This is a genomic window from Cytobacillus sp. IB215665 (assembly GCF_033963835.1).
Classification (GTDB): Bacteria; Bacillota; Bacilli; order Bacillales; family SM2101; genus Nanhaiella.
In genome coordinates, this window is the sequence record NZ_JAXBME010000004.1 from 231306 (window position 1) to 251476 (window position 20171).

Genomic DNA, 20171 nt, shown 5'->3' on the forward strand with positions numbered 1-20171 from the left:
CTTATATGAAACGACAATTAATTTTAGAAGATGGAACAGTATTTGTTGGAAAAGCATTTGGTAGTGAGAAAGATACAGTTGGTGAGGTAGTTTTTAATACAGGTATGACAGGATATCAAGAAATACTTTCAGATCCATCATATTGTGGTCAAATCGTAACTTTGACTTACCCTTTAATCGGAAATTATGGCATTAATCGAGATGATTTTGAGTCAATTACGCCTGCGATAAATGGGTTCATTGTGAAAGAATTTAGTGAACATCCTTCTAACTGGAGAAATCAATATACAATAAATGAATATTTTAAAGCGCAAAACATTCCAGGGATTGCTGGAATAGATACTAGGAAATTAACGAGAATTATTCGTCATCATGGAGCTTTAAAAGGTGCTATTTGTTCCATGGACGTTGATGTAGCTGAAATGATCAAGCATTTATCTTCAACTACACTCCCAACAAATCAAGTCGAGAAAGTATCAACGAAAAGCCCATACCCTAGTCCAGGCCGTGGTTATAAGGTCGTATTAGTGGATTACGGGATGAAACATGGGATTTTACGAGAACTAAACAATCGTAATTGTGATGTAATTGTCGTTCCATATAATGTTACAGCAGAAGAAATATTAAGACTTAGTCCAGATGGTGTCATGTTAAGTAATGGACCAGGAGATCCGATGGATGTACCAGAAGCAATAGACATGATTAACGGCATTATCGGCAAAGTACCGCTATTTGGAATTTGTTTAGGGCATCAATTATTTGCTCTAGCTTGTGGAGCAAGCACAGAAAAAATGAAGTTTGGTCATCGTGGATCAAATCATCCAGTTAAAAATCTTGAAACTGGAAAAGTAGATATTACTTCACAAAACCACGGTTATACAGTAAATGAACAGTCAATTTCAAGTACAAAATTAAACGTTACTCATATTGCTTTAAATGATGGAACAATAGAAGGCTTAGCTCATCAAGATTATCCAGCTTTTACAGTTCAATATCATCCTGAAGCTTCACCGGGTCCAGAAGATGCGAACGGTTTATTCGATGAATTTATGAGCTTAATTGAAACATACAAGAGAGAGGGAGAAAAAGTATGCCAAAACGTGTAGACATTGAGACGATTTTAGTAATTGGATCAGGACCGATCATTATTGGACAAGCAGCAGAATTCGATTATGCAGGAACGCAAGCTTGTCTAGCGTTAAAGGAGGAAGGATACCGTGTTATCTTAGTTAACTCCAATCCAGCTACAATCATGACCGACACAGAAATTGCAGATAAAGTTTACATTGAACCACTTACTACCGAATTTGTGAGTAGAATTATTCGCAAGGAAAGACCTGATGCATTAGTACCAACATTAGGTGGGCAAACTGGTTTAAATTTAGCTGTTGAGCTCTCAAAATCAGGCGTGTTAGAAGAATGCGATGTTGAGATATTAGGTACAAAACTGGATGCTATTGAAAAAGCAGAAGATCGTGAACTGTTTCGTAATCTAATGAATGAATTAAATGAGCCTGTACCACAAAGTGAAATTGTTCATACACTTGAAGAGGCACAAAGTTTTGTTGAAGAAGTAGGCTATCCAATCATCGTTAGACCCGCATATACGTTAGGTGGCACTGGTGGCGGTATATGTCATAACGAGGAAGAGCTCCATGAAATCGTATCTAGCGGTATAAAGATGAGTCCAGTTAATCAATGTTTACTGGAAAGAAGTATTGCAGGTTTTAAAGAAATTGAATATGAAGTGATGCGTGATTCAAATGATAATGCCATCGTAGTATGTAATATGGAAAACATTGACCCAGTCGGCATTCATACCGGGGACTCTATTGTTGTTGCGCCAAGCCAAACTCTTAGTGATCGTGAGTATCAATTGTTACGGAACACTTCTTTAAAAATTATTCGTGCGTTAAAAATTGAAGGTGGTTGTAATGTTCAGCTTGCTATAGACCCGCACAGCTTTGACTATTTTATCATCGAGGTAAACCCTCGTGTAAGTCGCTCATCCGCATTGGCATCAAAAGCAACGGGCTATCCGATTGCTAAACTAGCTGCAAAAATAGCAGTTGGACTAACGTTGGATGAAATGATTAACCCTGTTACGGGAAAAACATATGCTTGTTTTGAACCAGCGTTAGATTATGTTGTCTCAAAGATTCCAAGATGGCCTTTCGATAAATTTGAATCAGCAAACCGTCATCTTGGTACACAAATGAAAGCTACTGGAGAAGTAATGGCAATCGGTAGAAACTTTGAAGAATCGATCTTAAAAGCTGTTCGTTCACTAGAAGCTGATGTATTTCACCTAGAGCTAGATGAAGCAAGTACTCATAGTGATGAAAAAATTGAAAAACGCATCCGTAAGGCTGGCGATGAGCGGTTATTTTATGTAGGAGAGGCACTCCGTCGTGGTATTACAATTGAACAGCTACATGAATGGAGTGCAATTGACTTATTTTTCTTACAAAAATTTCAAAATATCGTTCATTTTGAAACTGTTTTGCAGAATAACATTGGTGATAAAGACGTGTTACATGAAGCAAAAGAACTTGGCTTTGCAGACATAACAATCGCTAAGCTATGGAATCAAACAGAACATCAAGTGTATGAATTCAGAAAACAGTCGAACATCATTCCTGTATATAAAATGGTTGATACATGCGCTGCAGAATTTGAATCTACAACACCGTATTATTATGGAACATATGAGGAAGAAAATGAATCAATTGTTTCTGAGAAAGAGAGCGTGGTTGTTTTAGGTTCGGGTCCTATACGTATCGGACAAGGTGTGGAATTTGACTACGCAACAGTTCATTCAGTTTGGGCTATTAAAGAGGCAGGATATGAATCAATTATTATTAATAACAACCCAGAAACGGTTTCAACAGATTTTAGTGTATCAGATAAACTCTATTTCGAACCGTTAACGATTGAAGATGTCATGCATATTATTGACTTAGAGAACCCTATCGGTGTTGTAGTCCAGTTTGGTGGACAAACAGCAATTAATTTAGCGAATGAACTTGCAGAACGTGGAGTGAAAATTTTAGGGACATCTCTAGAAGACTTGGATCGCGCTGAAGATCGAGATAAGTTTGAACATACAATAACACAGTTAGGTATACCACAACCTAAAGGAAAAACGGCTACTTCTGTAGAGGAAGCTGTACAAGTAGCTGACAGAATCGGTTATCCAGTACTTGTTCGTCCATCTTACGTTTTAGGTGGAAGAGCAATGGAGATTGTATATAAAAAGGAAGAGCTGCTTCATTACATGAAAAATGCTGTAAAAGTAAATCCACAGCATCCAGTACTAATTGATAGGTATATGATTGGTAAAGAAATAGAGGTTGACGCGATTTCTGATGGGGAAAGTGTATACATCCCTGGCATTATGGAACATATTGAACGAGCTGGTGTACACTCAGGTGACTCGATCGCTGTGTATCCACCACAAACATTATCGTCTGATGTAAAACAGAAAATAGTTGATTATACAACGTCACTGGCAAAAGGATTAAACATTGTCGGGCTACTGAATATCCAATTTATCGTGTATAAGCAAGATGTATACGTCATAGAAGTAAATCCACGATCAAGTCGTACGGTACCGTTTTTAAGTAAAATCACAGGTGTGCCTATGGCTAATATCGCAACAAAAGTAATACTAGGTGCGAAACTAGAACAGCTTGGTTATTCGACTGGTTTACATGAGGAAAGCAAAGGGGTATTTGTAAAAGTACCAGTCTTTTCGTTTGCAAAATTACGTCGCGTTGATATTACATTAGGACCAGAAATGAAGTCAACTGGAGAAGTAATGGGTAAAGACAATACATTAGAAAAAGCTTTGTATAAAGGGCTTGTTGCAGCTGGTATGAGAGTCCAACAATTTGGTTCGGTCCTTCTAACTGTTGCAGATAAAGATAAAGAAGAAGCTTTAATAATCGCTAAAAGATTTCACCGTATAGGTTATCAAGTATTAGCGACAAGTGGTACTGCTGATTTTCTAGCAAAAGAAAATATTCCTGTGACTGTCGTTAACAAAATCGGAACAGACAAACCTAATTTACTTGATGTTATTAGACAAGGAAAAGCCCAGTTTGTCATTAACACGTTAACGAAAGGTAAGCAGCCTGCCCGGGACGGTTTTAGAATTAGAAGGGAATCAGTTGAAAATAATGTACCATGTTTGACAAGTCTTGATACAGCACAAGCAATACTTCGTGTTCTCGAGTCGATGACATTTTCAGCAGAAGCAATGCCTCAATTTGAGCAAGCTAAAGAGGTGACACATTCATGATAATGAAAGAGGACATGGAGGTAGTTTCTCAAAGAGAAATTGCGCAAGATATTTATGAATTGATATTACAAGGTGAACTAGTAACACAAATGGGAGAGCCAGGACAATTCGTGCATATTAAAGTTTCAGAAGGGGCAGAGCCTTTGCTTCGTCGCCCAATTAGTATTGCGAATGTTGATAAAAAGAATCGTCAATTTACAATGATTTATCGTAAGGAAGGACTCGGCACACGAGTCCTTTCTAGAATAAACAATGGGACAGTCAATGTATTAGGGCCATTGGGCAATGGTTTCCCAATTAACGAAACTAAACAAGGAAACACAGCTTTATTAGTAGGTGGCGGTATCGGAGTTCCACCATTATATGAGCTTTCAAAGCAACTCGTTGCAAAAGGTGTGAAGGTTATACATGTTTTAGGCTTTCAAGATAAACAGGTGGCTTTTTATGAACAGCAGTTTTCAGAGCTTGGCTCAACATATATTGCAACGGTAGATGGATCGTTAGGTATGAAAGGCTTTGTGACTGATGTAATCGATCATTATCAATTTTCTTTTGATGTTCTATTCTCATGTGGTCCTACCCCAATGTTAAAAGTAATAGAAGACCGCTATAAAGATAAGAAGGCTTTTATTTCTCTTGAAGAACGTATGGGATGTGGGATCGGTGCATGTTTTGCATGCGTTTGTCATACACAAGAAGATCCTGAAGGTACATCGTATAAGAAGGTTTGTAGCGATGGTCCAGTGTTTAAGGTTGGAGAGGTGGTATTATGAATCGACTTAACATAGAGTTACCAGGGCTTAAGTTAAAAAATCCAATTATGCCTGCTTCCGGTTGCTTTGGCTTTGGTAAGGAATATGCAAATCTATATGATTTAAGTAACCTTGGAGCAATAATGATTAAAGCAACTACACTCGAGCCACGCTTTGGTAATTCTACTCCACGTGTCGCTGAAACTTCAGCAGGTATGTTAAATGCCATAGGATTACAGAATCCAGGGCTTGAAAAAGTGTTAGCTGAGGAATTACCATGGTTGGAACAATATGATGTCCCAATTATTGCGAATGTAGCAGGTTCGCAAGTCGAAGACTATGTTGAAGTTGCTCAAGAGATATCTAAAGCGAAAAATGTTCATGCGCTAGAGCTGAATATTTCTTGCCCAAATGTGAAAACTGGTGGCATAGCATTTGGAACAATACCTGAAGTTGCACATGATTTAACAAAACAAGTAAAAGAAGTATCTACGGTGCCAGTATATGTGAAGCTTTCACCGAATGTAGCCAATATCGTTGATATGGCAACAGCAGTTGAAGAAGCCGGAGCTGATGGCTTAACGATGATTAATACACTTTTAGGGATGCGTCTTGATCTAAGAACGGCTAAGCCTATTTTAGCGAATCGTACAGGAGGGTTGTCTGGACCAGCGATTAAACCTGTTGCAATTAGAATGATTTACGAAGTGAGTCAAAAGGTCTCCATACCAATCATTGGGATGGGGGGAGTTCAAACAGCTGAGGACGTTATTGAATATTTATATGCAGGAGCAAGTGCAGTAGCTGTAGGAACAGCAAATTTCGTGGATCCATTCGTTTGTCCAAATATCATTGAAGAACTGCCATTATTACTTGATAAGCTTGGTATTGATCATATATCAGACTGCATAGGAAGGAGCTGGAAGGAGCGTGAAAAGACCATTAATCATTGCTCTTGATTTTGCAGAACAGGAGCAAGTGAATCAATTTTTAGCGAATTTTCATGGTGAAAACCTTTATCTCAAGGTAGGTATGGAACTTTTCTATCAGGAAGGCCCTCAAATTGTTTCACAGCTAAAAAATGCCGGTCACAACATCTTTTTAGATTTAAAACTACATGATATTCCTAATACAGTAATGTCTGCCATGAAAGGAATCGCACGATTAGGTGTTGATATTATCAATGTTCATGCTGCTGGTGGGAAGCAAATGATGGAAGCTGCAATGGAAGGTCTTGAAGCGGGTACGCCTTCTGGAAATAATCGTCCGAGTTGTATTGCTGTTACACAACTGACGAGCACCTCACAACAAATGTTAAGTGAGCAACTACTTATTGATCATTCACTTGATAATGTTGTGCTTCAATATGCAAATAACGCAAAACAAAGTGGGTTAGATGGTATTGTTTGTTCAACACTAGAAGTACCGACGATTCAGAAAGAACTAGGAAAAGCGTTTGCTACTGTAACACCAGGAATTCGTCAATTAACAGACAATCAAGACGATCAAGTCCGTATTGCAACTCCAGAAAAGGCTCGCCAGTTAGGTTCCACCGCTATAGTCGTCGGGAGAAGTATTACGAAAGCGCAAGATCCGGTAGCAGCATATAAAAAAATGAAAGCAGAATGGGAAGGAGTCTCCATATGAAAGCAAAAATAGCTGAACATTTATTAGAAATTAAAGCGGTTTTTTTACAACCAAATAATCCTTTTACATGGTCTTCAGGAATGAAATCACCAATCTACTGTGATAATCGCTTAACTTTATCTTATCCTCGTGTTCGAACAGATATAGCGGACGGCTTAGTAGAATTAATTAAAGAACATTTCCCTGAAACAGATGTCATAGCTGGTGCAGCTACAGGCGGCATTGCACATGCTGCTTTGGTAAGTGAAAGAATGAATCTACCTATGTGCTACGTTCGAGGCAAGGCGAAAGGCCATGGGAAAGGAAACCAAATAGAAGGTGTAGTGTCTGAAGGCCAAAATGTTGTCGTGGTTGAAGATTTAATCTCTACTGGAGGAAGCGCGTTAACAGTTGTTGAGGCACTCAGAGCAGAAGGGTGTAATGTGTTAGGAATCGCCTCAATTTTTACGTATGGACTACTTGCAGGTCAGCAAAAATTAGATGAAGCTAATGTAAGTGCTTATTCGTTAACAGATTTTGAGGCCTTAACTGAAGTAGCTGCTAAGAATGGCTATATTACTAAAGAAGATATTTCCAAACTGTTAAAATGGAGTGAAAATCCTCAAGACGAAACATGGATGAATATCTAATAATAGTCAAAATTTTCTTTTATTTGACACTTCTTACAATTTGAATAATAATGTTATTATATGAATAAATATCCCTATTGTTTTGATAAACTGAGAATTATGAATAATCATACTAATACACTACTTAATGAAAAAAATCTTCATAGCAAAGATTTTTGAATAAAACTTTATTATTATTCTACTAAACTAAAAAACAAGGGGGATAAAATGTAATGGCAAGTGTTGTTGGGTGGCTAAATGATCATATTTGGAGTAATTATCTGATTTATTTATGTTTAGGAGCAGGCCTATTCTTTACGATTGCTACGAGATTTCTTCAAATCAGATACTTTAAGGAAATGATTAAATTAATGTTTGAGGGGAAAAGTTCCAAATCAGGAGTGTCATCCTTCCAAGCGTTAGCATTATCTTTATCTGGGCGCGTAGGTACTGGGAACATTGCTGGTGTTGCTTCTGCGATAGCATATGGAGGGCCTGGAGCAGTGTTCTGGATGTGGCTAATTGCCTTTTTAGGTGCAGGCTCTGCTTTCGTAGAATCATCCTTGGGGCAAGTTTTTAAAACAAAACAAGATGGTGAATATCGTGGTGGGCCAGCGTTCTATATCGAAAAAGGTCTTAAAATAAAATGGTATGCAGTTTTATTTGCGCTTGTTACTGTTATCGCAACTGGAATGCTTTTACCAGGTGTACAAGCTAACAGTATAGCAGCAGGAATGGACAATGCATTTGGGATAAACCCTACGATTACTGGTGTGTTGTTAGTTGTATTCCTCGCGTTAATTATTTTCGGTGGAATTAAACGTATTGTCCATGTTGCTCAAGTAGTAGTACCATTTATGGCTATAGGGTATATGTTAGTTTCAATGTACATCTTAATTACAAATATCTCACAGGTTCCTGAAGTGTTTAGTCTTATCTTTAGCAGTGCTTTTGGGACAGATGCTACTTTTGGTGGTATTTTAGGTGCAGCTATTGCATGGGGAGTCAAACGTGGTATTTACTCTAATGAGGCTGGACAAGGTACGGGACCTCATGCAGCAGCAGCAGCTGAAGTTTCACATCCTGCAAAACAAGGACTTGTTCAAGCGTTCTCAGTATACATTGACACGTTGTTTGTATGCTCAGCAACGGCATTTATGATTATTATTACTGGAATGTATAATGTTACACCAGAAGGGGAAGCGCCGATTGTCAATAATTTAGCAGATGTAGAACCAGGACCAGTATATACACAACAAGCAATAGAATCACAAATACCTGGCTTCGGAGCACCGTTTGTTTCGATTTCACTTCTTTTCTTCGCTTTTACAACAATTATGGCATACTATTATATGGCTGAAACAAACCTAGCATATCTTAACCGTAAAGTGCGACGTGTTTGGTCTGAATATTTATTAAAAGTTGCGTTGTTATTTGTTGTCTTTTATGGAAGTGTAAAAACTGCAGATTTAGCTTGGGGCTTAGGTGATGTTGGTGTTGGTAGTATGGCATGGTTAAATATAATAGCAATATTACTGTTGACGAAACCAGCGTTAAAAGTACTTAAAGATTATGAAACTCAGAAAAAAGCAGGTAAGGACCCAGTATTTAACCCTAGCAAGTTAGGTATTGAAGGTGCTGATTTTTGGGAAGAGAAATATAAAAATCACGAAGCTGATGAGTCTAAATCAACTAAAGCTGTTTAATTGTAAAGTTCTTTTCGAAAAATTTGTTGCTACGTTTACTGACAGAATGATGAGTTTTATGATAACTCAATAATTGTAAAATGTAGCGAAGATGCTACGAACCTAGATGTATACGGGCTTTTATATTAGAACGAAAAGTAACAATCAATGCAAAAGCAGCCAAATGAAAAAGTAGAGGGGGCCTGTGGCCCCCTTTTGTTATGGAAAATTATATTATAAGTTTACTATTTTTAAATTGTTTGTTTAGTTCCAATCCTTAACCTTAAAGGGTGGGTAAGTAAAAACACCTTTGAATGCTATGTATGTTCCAGTGCTTTTCAAAAATGGTAAAGGAACTTAAATATGTCTTACTCCCTCATTGATATTAATAGATCTTCATCTGGTGTGACAAAGACCGTTTGCTGGTTGTCATAAATAACATAGCCTGGTTTTGAACCATTTGGTTTTTTCACGTTTCGAATTTTTGTATAATCAACGGGTACTGAACTTGAATGCTTTGCTTTACTAAAATATGCAGCGAGATTAGCTGCTTCTAAAATCGTTTGATCGGAAGGTTGATCATGTCGTATAACGACATGTGAACCTGGAATATCTTTTGTATGTAGCCATACTTCTTCCTTTCTTGCGACTTTACTCGTTAAATAATCATTTTGTTTATTGTTTTTACCCACAAGTATTTCTGTCCCGTCACTTGCTTTATAACGTTCAATTTGAGGCTTTTCTAGTTTATTTTTCTTGTGTCCCTTTTGCTTTTTAGATCTGATATATCTTCCTTCAACAAGCTCTTCACGGATTTCTTCGATATCGCTAGCGGTTGCAGATTGAATTTGTTGCTTAAGTGTATCGAAATATATAACTTCTTCCTGAGCATGGCTAATTTGTTCATGAATGAAGGCTATAGATTTTTTCGCTTTTTGATACTTAGTGTAGTAGCTTTGGGCATTATCTGCAGGTGGTTTTCTTGGATCTAAAGGTATTGTTATAGTAGTTCCATTTTCGTCATAATAGTTCACTACTTCAACTTCGCTATCACCTTGGTTAACCATATATATATTTGCTGTCAACAGCTCACCGAGTAGTTTATATTGATCAGCATTTTTGGCTTTATTTAATGAGTTAGTTAATTTTTTTATCTTTTTCTCGTTTTTCTTTTTTTCATTATCAATAAAACGTTCTAGGTCTACTGCTCTTTGCTTGACCCTCTCTCGGTCGGCCTTGCCATAGTAGTATCGATCTAGCAAGGTGCTGAGTGATGAAAAAGTTTTAACCTCTCCCTTTATATGGTCTAAAGGGAATAAATAAAAACTCTCTTTCAAAGCATCCCTTGTTATTTGAGGGGAAATATCCATATTTTTCACTTTTTGTATGAGAGTCAAAAACGTTTTAGGTAATGAATTTCTGTTTGCAATTCCAGCTTGAAACATGACTTCTTTGGCGAACATGGGAGAAACCCCAGCAAACGTATTAACTAGTTGTTGATCAAGTTTACCAGCGTTAAAATCGAGTTTTTTCAATATACGATCTTCAGTTATTGAAAAAGGGTTTTCCTTATCTTGTGACGGCGGTGCTACATACTCAAACCCAGGTAAGATTGTTCTGTGACGATTTAAGGCTGGTGTTATATGTTTAATGGAATCAAGAATCACCTGCTCATCTTTGTCAACAAGAATAATGTTACTATGCCTTCCCATTAATTCAATAATTAATTGTTTATGAGAAACATCACCTATTTCATCCTTCCCTTTTAACTCAATAATCATAATTCTATCAAGTCCAACCTGTTGAATGTTTTGGATTATACTACCTTCTATATGCTTTCTTAGCAACATACAAAACATCGGTGGCTCAGGTGGGTTGCTGTATTGCTCTTCTGTCAAATGTATTCTCGCGTATGTGGGATGGGCAGAAATTAGTAATTTTTGATTTTTTCCTTGCGAACGAATTTGTAGTATTAATTCATTTTGAAAAGGTTGATAAATACGGCTAATACGGCCATTTAATAATAATTGTTCTAATTCGTTAGTTATCGCATATGTAAACAGACCATCAAAGGACATTGTCATTCACCCAATTCTATTTCTAATTTTGTTTTGCGTAATTTCTATTAAAACAAACCCTGTTCATCATTTGAATACTCATTAACATGAAAAGTATAGCATTTTTTTGGACAAGTGCGAATAAGCTGTCCTTAGAGATAATTGAAATAACCGTATAGTATAAGGGGTGAAGGTTGGATGAACTGGCATGAAATGCGCTTAGAAGAAGTGGAAAAAGTGATGAATTCCAACTCTGAAACAGGCTTAACAGAGCAAGAAGTAAACCAACGGCAACAAAAAAGTGGTTTGAATGAATTGGATGAAGCCGAGCGACCTTCTGCTTTTTTATTGTTTTTAGCACAATTTAAAGATTTTATGGTTTTAATACTTTTGATTGCAACTTTTATTTCTGGATTGTTAGGTGAGTATATTGATGCCATTGCAATCATTGCTATTGTCTTAATTAATGGGTTTCTTGGTTTTTATCAAGAAAGAAGAGCAGAGAGGTCAATGCAGGCTCTGAAAGAATTAGCAGCCCCCCAAGTACATGTGTTACGAAATAAACAATGGTTTCGGATTCCATCTAAGGAACTTGTGTCAGGAGATGTAATTCAATTTGTTAGTGGAGATCGGATTGGTGCCGATGTGAGGTTATTACAATCTAACAGTCTAGAGATAGAGGAATCTGCTCTAACTGGAGAATCTGTACCAGTTATGAAGGATATAAATCCAATTTTAGGTTCAAAAACTGCATTAGGTGACAAAAGCAACATGGCATTTATGGGAACGATGGTAACAAGGGGCAGTGGAACCGGGATTGTAATTGGTACTGGAATGAAAACAGAAATGGGGAAGATTGCCGATTTACTCCAGTCACAAAAAACGCTTGAAACACCATTGCAACGCCGCCTTGAACAATTGGGAAAAATCTTAATTGGTGTTGCATTAATATTAACTTTTCTTGTTGTAATTGTTGGGGTGCTTCAAGGGCACGATCTATACACTATGTTTTTGGCTGGGGTCTCCTTAGCAGTAGCTGCTATACCAGAAGGACTACCTGCTATAGTAACTGTAGCATTATCTCTTGGGGTTCAAAGGATGATAAAGCAAAAATCAATCGTACGTAAACTACCTGCAATTGAAACTTTAGGTTGTGCGTCAGTCATTTGCTCAGACAAAACGGGAACATTAACACAAAATAAAATGACAGTTACCCATATGTGGACAGGTGGGGAAACCTGGAATGTAACAGGGACTGGATATGAGCCAAAGGGAAGTTTCTTTGATGGGCGTACAGAGGTAGACCCAACAACTAGCAAATCATTTTATCAACTACTTACTTTCGGATTATTATGTAATCATGCTCGAATTGTTGAGAAGGATAATCAATTTATTGTTGATGGTGATCCAACTGAAGGTGCTTTAGCTGTTGCTGCTATGAAAGGGAAACTTTCAAAACACCAACTACAAGAAGAGTTTAAGATAATTAAAGAATTCCCGTTTGATTCTTCTCGGAAAATGATGTCTATGATTGCTAGTGATAAACAAGGAAAACAATATGTAATTACAAAAGGTGCTCCTGATGTCCTGTTAAAACAATGTGATTCAATTTTGTGGAATGATAAAAAACAGCTACTAAATAACAATTATCGTAATGAAGTGGAAAAGTCGATAGCACGTTTAGCCAATCAAGCTTTAAGAACAATTGCGATAGCTTACAAACCAATCTCTTCAAATAAAAAAATAAGCACGGACACTGAAGCAGAAAAAGACTTAGTTTTCATAGGGTTACAAGGGATGATTGACCCACCTCGTCCAGAAGTGAAGCAGGCTGTGAAGGAATGTCATGAAGCAGGGATAAAAACAATTATGATTACAGGGGATCATGTAAATACTGCACAAGCGATCGCAAAGCAGATTAATATTTTACCTGAACATGGTGTAGTCCTCGATGGCTCGTCATTATCATCTATGAGTGTTGAGGAATTAGAGGAAATTGTTGATGATGTCTATGTTTTTGCTCGTGTATCACCTGAGCATAAGCTGAAGATAGTCAAAGCGTTACAACAACAAGGTCACATTGTAGCTATGACGGGTGATGGAGTAAATGATGCACCGGCAATTAAAGCAGCCGATATTGGAATATCGATGGGTATTACGGGTACAGATGTGGCTAAAGAATCCTCCTCTTTAGTTCTCGTTGATGATAACTTTGCAACAATTAAAGCAGCGATAAAAGAAGGAAGAAATATTTATGAAAATATTAGGAAGTTTATACGTTATCTACTTGCTTCCAATGTAGGGGAAATTTTAGTTATGCTTTTTGCTATGATTTTAGCCCTTCCGCTACCGTTAGTTCCTATACAAATTTTATGGGTTAATTTAGTAACGGACGGCTTACCAGCCATGGCGCTCGGATTAGATCAGCCGGAAGAAAATGTGATGAAAAGAAGACCAAGAAGTGCTACTGAAGGTGTCTTTGCAAGAGGTTTAGCATGGAAGGTGATTAGTAGAGGCTTTTTAATTGGGATAGTTACTTTAATAGCATTTATTATCACATATTCGCGTAATCCAAATGAATTACAATATGCACAATCAATTGCTTTTGCAACGTTAGTCATGGCACAATTAATTCATGTATTTGATTGTCGTTCTGAACGATCAATATTTGAACGGAAGCCATTTGAAAACATTTATCTAGTGTTAGCAGTAATATCTTCAGTTTTACTATTAATGGTTGTTATATATTTACCATCACTACAAGTTATATTTCACACTTCCTCAATCATGTTAATAGATTGGTTGCTAATTTTAGGATTATCTGCAATTCCAACTTTTTTACTTGCTACTACACATTTTTCAAGAAAATAATTTAATTATATGATATAATACAATTGGTAATGGAGTGTACTCTATTACCTTTTTATCTTAATGCGTGAATTTATATGTGTAAAATAGTGGAATAGAGGCTAGCTCTACCATTAAACTTTACTTAGACAAGATCTCTTGAAATGGGTGTGTGTTTATATGGTATACAGTATGACTGGCTTTGGAAGAGCGACAGTTGAGTTGGAGCAATATTCTGTAACTGTTGAAATGAAATCCGTAAATCATCGGTTTAGTGATGTTAGCATTAAAGGACCAAAATACATATATGCATTAGAAAAAAAAATAAAAAAATTAATTTCTACATATGTAAAACGTGGTCGTATAGAAGTATTTATTACTATAGAAGGTGATGAATTAGTAGAGCGGTCGCTTCAAGTTGACTGGCATCTTCTAGATCAATATTACGAAACGATTAAAACTGCAGTAGATAAATATAAGCTTCCAGAGCAAATAACGATAAAGCAATTATTTTCACTACATGATGTCGTCATGATTAAAGAAAAAGACGGTGGAAATGAACAAATTGAACACACAGTACTTGAAGCGATTGAGGATGCTGTAGTACAGTTGAAAAGAACACGTTATTCTGAAGGACAGCAACTGTTAATTGATATATCAACTCAATTAGAAAATATGCAAAATAGTGTGAATGTCGTTTCAAAAAGATCAGAAATTGTGTATGATTTATACCGAGAAAAAATAACGAAACGTATTTCTGAATTTTTATCAGGTACAGTCGATGAACAGCGACTACTAACTGAAGTTGCTATTTTCGCCGATAAAGCGGATATTAATGAAGAATTAACACGAATTAATAGCCATATTAGCCACTTTTTCGACACGATGCAACATAAGCAAGAAATTGGCAGGAAACTAGATTTTTTCGTGCAAGAATTAAATCGTGAGATAAATACAATTGGCTCGAAAGCAAATGACGTATTAATTGCTCAGCATGTTGTTGAAATGAAAAGCTTTCTGGAAAAAATTAAGGAGCAAGTACAAAATATTGAATAAGTTTCAGTGGTTACAGCAGAGCTATGACGGCTAAACTAATTAAGTAACATATAGGAGGAACCGTTATGTCTATAAAATTAATTAATATAGGTTTCGGTAACATCGTTTCAGCAAATCGTATCATTTCTATTGTCAGCCCTGAATCTGCTCCTATAAAAAGGATTATTCAAGAAGCTCGTGATCGTGGAAAGCTTATTGATGCAACTTACGGTAGAAGAACGAGAGCTGTCCTTGTTATGGATAGTGAACATGTTATCCTTTCTGCCGTACAGCCTGAAACAGTGGCACAACGTTTAATAAACAAAGATGATTTATCTGATGAAGGGTAGGGTCAATAAAAAGTTATGAAAGAAAGAGGTTTATTAATAGTACTTTCTGGACCTTCTGGTGTTGGAAAAGGTACTGTACGTAAGGCATTATTTTCACAATCTGATATAAAGTTACATTATTCAATTTCAATGACTACCCGTAAGCCGCGTGAAGGGGAAGTCGATGGGGTGGATTACTTTTTTAAATCAAGAGAAGAATTTGAATCGTTAATAGCACAATCTAAACTGCTCGAATGGGCAGAGTTTGTAGGAAATTACTATGGAACCCCTGTAGATTATGTTGAAAAAACTCTTCAAGAAGGTAAGGATGTCTTCTTAGAAATTGAAGTTCAAGGTGCAATGCAGGTTCGTAAAGCATTTCCTGAGGGCTTGTTTATTTTCCTTATGCCTCCGAGTTTAACTGAATTAGAAAACAGAATTACTACTCGAGGTACTGAATCAAATGAAGTAATTAATAATCGAATGAACGCTGCTAAGCAAGAAATTGAAATGATGAACGCTTACGACTACGTTGTAGAAAACGATGAGGTTGAACTAGCGTGTGAACGCATAAAAGCAATCGTTACGGCAGAACATTGTCGCAGAGATAGAATTGCTAACCGATATAGAAAAATGCTGGAGGTTGAATAAAAAAATGTTATATCCATCTATTGATTCTTTAATGGGGAAGTTACATTCAAAATATACCCTTGTAACTGTTGCGGCAAAGAGAGCTCGTGATATGCAAGAAAATAATAATGCAATGCTTGAAAAGACAGTATCAGAGAAATATGTAGGTAAGGCGTTAGAAGAAATAAATGAAGGTATTTTAACATATAAGAATAAATAAGAAATTTCAAATAGATCAATGACAACCTATATTCTTAGGTTGTTTTTTTATCAACAATAGTTTTTCATACATTGTTTCTTTTTATCTTAGCTTTTTTCGCTTTAAGAGCTTAACATGAACATAGCTAACGTTCGTGGCATCTTGTCTTCTGTACAACGATGACTAACATATAAAATCACTTTTATGATGCCTATTTGGTAACAATAGCAAAAATTCTATGAAAAGAGCCTTTTTAAATGGCTGTTTTCAACATTGATTGTTTTTTCGTATTAAGAGCTTAATACTTATATAGATAGCATTCGTGGCATCTTTTCTATTGTACAACGATGACTAACATATTAAATCACTTTTATGATACCTATTTGGTAACAATAGCAAAAAGTCTATGAAAAGAGCCTTTTTAAATACAGAAATAGTAATTTCATTTCAAGGTGGCGAGAATTATGTTGTTAAATAAAAATATATTGTTATGTGTGAGTGGAGGCATTGCTGTGTATAAAGCAGCTGCTTTAGCTAGTAAGCTGACTCAAGCTGAGGCAAATGTAAAAGTTATAATGACAGAATCTGCTTGCGAATTTGTAACACCATTGACATTTCAGGCACTTACTAGAAATGACGTATATATTGACACTTTTGATGAAAAAAACCCGTCTAAGATTGCTCATATCGATGTAGCTGATTGGGCTGATATCGTCTTAATTGCTCCCGCTACGGCAAATGTTATCGGCAAACTTGCGAATGGGATAGCTGATGATATGTTAACTACTACGTTATTAGCAACCACTGCTCCCGTGTGGGTTGCTCCAGCTATGAATGTCCATATGTATGATCATCCTGCTGTAATACAAAATATTAGCAAATTAGCAAGCTTTGGATATGAATTTATTGAGCCTAGTGAAGGATATTTAGCGTGTGGATACGTTGGTAAAGGAAGGTTAGAAGAACCTGAAAATATTGTTAAACTATTAACTGAACATTTTTCTAACGGTAAAAAGCCTTTAAAAGGGAAAAAAATGCTTGTGACTGCTGGACCAACACGTGAAAGAATTGACCCGGTACGTTATTTCACAAATTATTCTTCTGGAAAAATGGGTTATGCAATCGCTGAAGAAGCAGCTCATTTAGGTGCAGACGTCGTTTTAATATCTGGACCTACAAACATTGATCCACCGTTAAATGTTGAAACCATAAAAGTAGAATCTGCTCAAGATATGTTGAATGAGATACTGAAATTATATGATCAAAGTGATATTGTCGTTAAATGTGCAGCTGTAGCAGATTATCGTCCAAAGAATGTGCAGAAGCAGAAAATAAAAAAACAACCTGATGATTACTTTGTTGAAATGGAACGTACAATAGATATTTTAAAAACATTAGGTGAAAGAAAAGAGCATCAACTTCTAATCGGTTTTGCAGCTGAAACCGATCGTGTTGAAGAGTATGCCCTAGCCAAGATGAAGAAAAAAAATCTAGATATGATCGTAGCGAATAATGTTGATGATCACGGTGCTGGTTTTGGTGTAGATACGAATATCGTCACAATTTATAAACAAGATCATACGAAAATAGCGCTTCCTTTATTAACTAAAAAAGAGGTTGCCGAATCTTTATTATTAGAAATAAGAAAAATGGTTGATGTTCATATATGAAAATAGCAAGCGTAATTGTTGATGTTCCAGCACATCAAACTGACAAAACATTTGATTATGAAATTCCTGCCAAATGGACGGTGATAATTCAAGCAGGGATGAGAGTGATTGTTCCGTTCGGCTCAAGAAAAGTACAAGGTTTCGTAGTGAAAATAAAAAACCACTCAGACTTTGATAAATTAAAACCTATTCATACAATATTAGACGTTACGCCAGTGTTGAATAATGAGCTACTTAATTTAGGGTCTTGGTTATCGAATTATGCACTTTGTTATACTATTTCAGCTTATCAAGCAATGCTTCCAGCAGCGTTGAGGGCAAAATATGACAAGGAAATAAAGTTGAGTCCGTCAGCAAGTTTTGAGGATTTACCAAAGCAATTACAACAATTGTTTAGCAGCAAACAGACAGTGCTTTGGAAAGAACTTGAACAGTCAGATATGTTGTATGAGATTCAAAATGAAGTGCGGCAAGGCAATTTAGAAGTGATTTATCAAGTCAAAGATCGTGCGAAAATGAAAAAAAACAAAGTAATTAGCTTAGGAATCCCTATTGATGAAATTGATCACATTGTAGAGAGCTTACCAAAGCGAGCGGGTAAGCAAAAGGAAATACTCAGCTATTTTCGTGAACATTCTTCTGAGATCTCCAAAAAGGAGCTAGCACAAATGTTTGGGAACACTTCTGCTATTAAATCATTATTGGATAAAAGCTTTTTAACCGAACGTGAAAAAGAAGTGTATCGAAATCCATTTGAAGGTCGCCTATTTGAGAGAACTCATCCATTGCCATTAACAAATGAGCAACAGGAAGTCATTTCACCAATATTAAGTGAAATTGAAAAAGAAATTCATAGAGTTTTTTTAATGTACGGTGTAACGGGTAGTGGGAAAACTGAAGTATATTTGCAATCAATTGATGCAGTTTTAAAAAAAGGCAAAGAAGCAATCGTATTAGTTCCTGAAATATCATTAACCCCTCAAATGGTCAAAAGGTTTAAAGGAAGATTCGGATCAAAAGTTGCTGTTATGCACAGTGGTTTAAGTACGGGTGAAAAGTACGATGAATGGAGAAAAATACAACGGAATGAAGTGAGTGTTGTAGTTGGAGCACGGTCTGCGATCTTTGCGCCATTTGAAAATGTAGGAATAATCATTATTGATGAGGAACATGAAACGAGTTATAAACAAGAGGAAAACCCTAGATATCATGCACGAGATGTTGCAATTTATCGAGGTGAGTATCATAATTGTCCAGTTGTGCTTGGTAGTGCAACACCGACGTTAGAATCATTTGCTAGAGCAAAAAAAGATGTGTATAAACTATTAACACTGTCTAAACGAATGAACGAACAGCCATTGCCAACAGTAGATATCGTTGACATGCGAGAAGAGCTTAGGAGTGGGAATCGATCAATGTTCTCTACCCTATTATTTGAGAGATTAATGAATCGGATTGAAAAGGGAGAACAAGCTGTGTTATTGCTAAATAAACGTGGCTATTCTTCTTTTGTCATGTGCCGGGATTGTGGTTTTGTCATCCAATGTCCACATTGTGATATATCTCTCACGTACCATAGAACTGAACATCAGCTGAAATGTCATTATTGTGGATACGAACAACAAGCTGTTAATGAATGTCCCGAATGTCAAAGTGATCATATACGTTTTTTTGGAACGGGTACACAAAAAGTCGAGGAAGAATTAACTAAAGTAATTCCGAATGCACGAGTAATTAGAATGGATGTTGATACAACGAGTCGTAAGGGTGCACACGAGCGTTTATTAAATGACTTTGGTGAAGGGAAAGCAGATATTTTGTTAGGTACGCAAATGATAGCTAAAGGGCTAGATTTCCCAAATGTTACATTGGTTGGAGTACTAACAGCAGATACAATACTTCATATTCCAGATTTCCGCTCATCTGAAAAGACTTTTCAATTATTAACCCAAGTAAGTGGTAGAGCAGGACGCCATGAATTACCAGGTGAAGTCGTTATTCAAACATACACACCTGAGCATTATAGTATTCAATTAGCAAGTGAACATAATTATGATATATTTTATCAAAAGGAAATGGTTCTTAGAAAGCTTCATCAATATCCACCATTCTATTATCTTGCTTTAATTACAGTTTCGCATGCACAGTTATTAAAAGTCGTAGATATAACTGAAAAAATCACTGCATATTTAAGACAACAATTAAGTGACCGAACAATCATATATGGTCCTGTAGCATCACCAGTCGCTCGAGTAAATAATAGATATCGATACCAATGCATGGTAAAATACAAAAATGAACCCAAACTAAGATTAGCTCTAAAGAAAATAGTAGATAAATACCAAGCAGAAATACTTAGAAACAATTTATCTGTTGCTATTGATTTAAACCCACACATACTCATGTGAT

15 protein-coding genes are annotated in these 20171 nt (G+C 36.4%); 14 read left to right on the forward strand and 1 reads right to left on the reverse strand.

What is annotated here, in order from left to right; genetic code table 11:
- Positions 1–5 precede the first annotated feature (5 nt).
- The 7 genes from SLH52_RS07430 (at position 6) to SLH52_RS07460 (ending at position 9016) form a co-directional block, all read left to right on the forward strand.
- Entirely contained in the window at positions 6–1106 is a 1101-nt protein-coding gene (locus SLH52_RS07430; RefSeq protein WP_320208636.1) for a carbamoyl phosphate synthase small subunit, read from the forward strand.
- The gene (gene carB, locus SLH52_RS07435; RefSeq protein ID WP_320208637.1) at positions 1091–4303 is read left to right on the forward strand and encodes a carbamoyl-phosphate synthase large subunit; all 3213 of its coding nucleotides are present in this window, start codon (positions 1091–1093) and stop codon (positions 4301–4303) included. The genes SLH52_RS07430 and carB overlap by 16 nt, the downstream gene beginning before the upstream one ends.
- Positions 4300–5076, forward strand: a complete 777-nt coding sequence (locus SLH52_RS07440) for a dihydroorotate dehydrogenase electron transfer subunit (RefSeq protein WP_320208638.1) — start codon at positions 4300–4302, stop codon at positions 5074–5076. Before carB ends, SLH52_RS07440 begins: the two co-directional genes overlap by 4 nt.
- On the forward strand, positions 5073–6014 hold the full coding sequence (locus SLH52_RS07445; protein ID WP_214483274.1) for a dihydroorotate dehydrogenase: 942 nt from the start codon (positions 5073–5075) through the stop codon (positions 6012–6014). The genes SLH52_RS07440 and SLH52_RS07445 overlap by 4 nt, the downstream gene beginning before the upstream one ends.
- Entirely contained in the window at positions 5986–6702 is a 717-nt protein-coding gene (pyrF, locus tag SLH52_RS07450) for an orotidine-5'-phosphate decarboxylase (RefSeq protein ID WP_320208639.1), read from the forward strand. Before SLH52_RS07445 ends, pyrF begins: the two co-directional genes overlap by 29 nt.
- On the forward strand, positions 6699–7331 hold the full coding sequence (gene pyrE / locus SLH52_RS07455; RefSeq protein ID WP_320208640.1) for an orotate phosphoribosyltransferase: 633 nt from the start codon (positions 6699–6701) through the stop codon (positions 7329–7331). Before pyrF ends, pyrE begins: the two co-directional genes overlap by 4 nt.
- A gap of 212 nt (positions 7332–7543) precedes the next feature.
- Positions 7544–9016, forward strand: coding sequence for an alanine/glycine:cation symporter family protein (locus SLH52_RS07460; RefSeq protein WP_320208641.1), 1473 nt, complete (start codon positions 7544–7546; stop codon positions 9014–9016).
- A 347-nt stretch (positions 9017–9363) separates the two neighbouring features.
- Here SLH52_RS07460 and SLH52_RS07465 read toward each other — a convergent pair whose 3' ends face one another.
- Positions 9364–11073, reverse strand: a complete 1710-nt coding sequence (locus SLH52_RS07465; RefSeq protein ID WP_320208642.1) for an NFACT family protein — start codon at positions 11071–11073, stop codon at positions 9364–9366.
- Positions 11074–11250: 177 nt separating this feature from the next.
- Here SLH52_RS07465 and SLH52_RS07470 point away from each other — a divergent pair, with 177 nt between their 5' ends.
- From SLH52_RS07470 to priA, 7 genes are all read left to right on the forward strand, one after another.
- The gene (locus SLH52_RS07470; protein WP_320208643.1) at positions 11251–13923 is read left to right on the forward strand and encodes a calcium-translocating P-type ATPase, SERCA-type; all 2673 of its coding nucleotides are present in this window, start codon (positions 11251–11253) and stop codon (positions 13921–13923) included.
- 156 nt (positions 13924–14079) lie between these two features.
- The gene (locus SLH52_RS07475; protein WP_320208644.1) at positions 14080–14955 is read left to right on the forward strand and encodes a YicC/YloC family endoribonuclease; all 876 of its coding nucleotides are present in this window, start codon (positions 14080–14082) and stop codon (positions 14953–14955) included.
- 65 nt (positions 14956–15020) lie between these two features.
- A complete protein-coding gene (gene remA, locus SLH52_RS07480) occupies positions 15021–15284 on the forward strand; it encodes an extracellular matrix/biofilm regulator RemA (protein WP_320208645.1) in 264 nt (87 codons plus the stop codon).
- Between the two features lie 15 nt (positions 15285–15299).
- Entirely contained in the window at positions 15300–15914 is a 615-nt protein-coding gene (gene gmk, locus SLH52_RS07485) for a guanylate kinase (RefSeq protein WP_320208646.1), read from the forward strand.
- Positions 15915–15918: 4 nt separating this feature from the next.
- Positions 15919–16113, forward strand: coding sequence for a DNA-directed RNA polymerase subunit omega (gene rpoZ, locus SLH52_RS07490; RefSeq protein WP_320208795.1), 195 nt, complete (start codon positions 15919–15921; stop codon positions 16111–16113).
- A 443-nt stretch (positions 16114–16556) separates the two neighbouring features.
- Positions 16557–17762, forward strand: coding sequence for a bifunctional phosphopantothenoylcysteine decarboxylase/phosphopantothenate--cysteine ligase CoaBC (gene coaBC / locus SLH52_RS07495; RefSeq protein ID WP_320208647.1), 1206 nt, complete (start codon positions 16557–16559; stop codon positions 17760–17762).
- Complete coding sequence (gene priA, locus SLH52_RS07500) at positions 17759–20170, forward strand: primosomal protein N' (RefSeq protein ID WP_320208648.1); 2412 nt, start codon at positions 17759–17761, stop codon at positions 20168–20170. Before coaBC ends, priA begins: the two co-directional genes overlap by 4 nt.
- Position 20171: the final 1 nt, after the last annotated feature.

Coding starts and splice junctions, on each gene's coding strand:
- SLH52_RS07430 (WP_320208636.1), top strand. CDS start 6: ATGAAACGACAATTAATTTTAGAAGATGGAACAGTATTTGTTGGAAAA.
- carB (WP_320208637.1), top strand. CDS start 1,091: ATGCCAAAACGTGTAGACATTGAGACGATTTTAGTAATTGGATCAGGA.
- SLH52_RS07440 (WP_320208638.1), top strand. CDS start 4,300: ATGATAATGAAAGAGGACATGGAGGTAGTTTCTCAAAGAGAAATTGCG.
- SLH52_RS07445 (WP_214483274.1), top strand. CDS start 5,073: ATGAATCGACTTAACATAGAGTTACCAGGGCTTAAGTTAAAAAATCCA.
- pyrE (WP_320208640.1), top strand. CDS start 6,699: ATGAAAGCAAAAATAGCTGAACATTTATTAGAAATTAAAGCGGTTTTT.
- SLH52_RS07460 (WP_320208641.1), top strand. CDS start 7,544: ATGGCAAGTGTTGTTGGGTGGCTAAATGATCATATTTGGAGTAATTAT.
- SLH52_RS07465 (WP_320208642.1), bottom strand. CDS start 11,073: ATGTCCTTTGATGGTCTGTTTACATATGCGATAACTAACGAATTAGAA.
- SLH52_RS07470 (WP_320208643.1), top strand. CDS start 11,251: ATGAACTGGCATGAAATGCGCTTAGAAGAAGTGGAAAAAGTGATGAAT.
- SLH52_RS07475 (WP_320208644.1), top strand. CDS start 14,080: ATGGTATACAGTATGACTGGCTTTGGAAGAGCGACAGTTGAGTTGGAG.
- remA (WP_320208645.1), top strand. CDS start 15,021: ATGTCTATAAAATTAATTAATATAGGTTTCGGTAACATCGTTTCAGCA.
- gmk (WP_320208646.1), top strand. CDS start 15,300: ATGAAAGAAAGAGGTTTATTAATAGTACTTTCTGGACCTTCTGGTGTT.
- rpoZ (WP_320208795.1), top strand. CDS start 15,919: ATGTTATATCCATCTATTGATTCTTTAATGGGGAAGTTACATTCAAAA.
- coaBC (WP_320208647.1), top strand. CDS start 16,557: ATGTTGTTAAATAAAAATATATTGTTATGTGTGAGTGGAGGCATTGCT.
- priA (WP_320208648.1), top strand. CDS start 17,759: ATGAAAATAGCAAGCGTAATTGTTGATGTTCCAGCACATCAAACTGAC.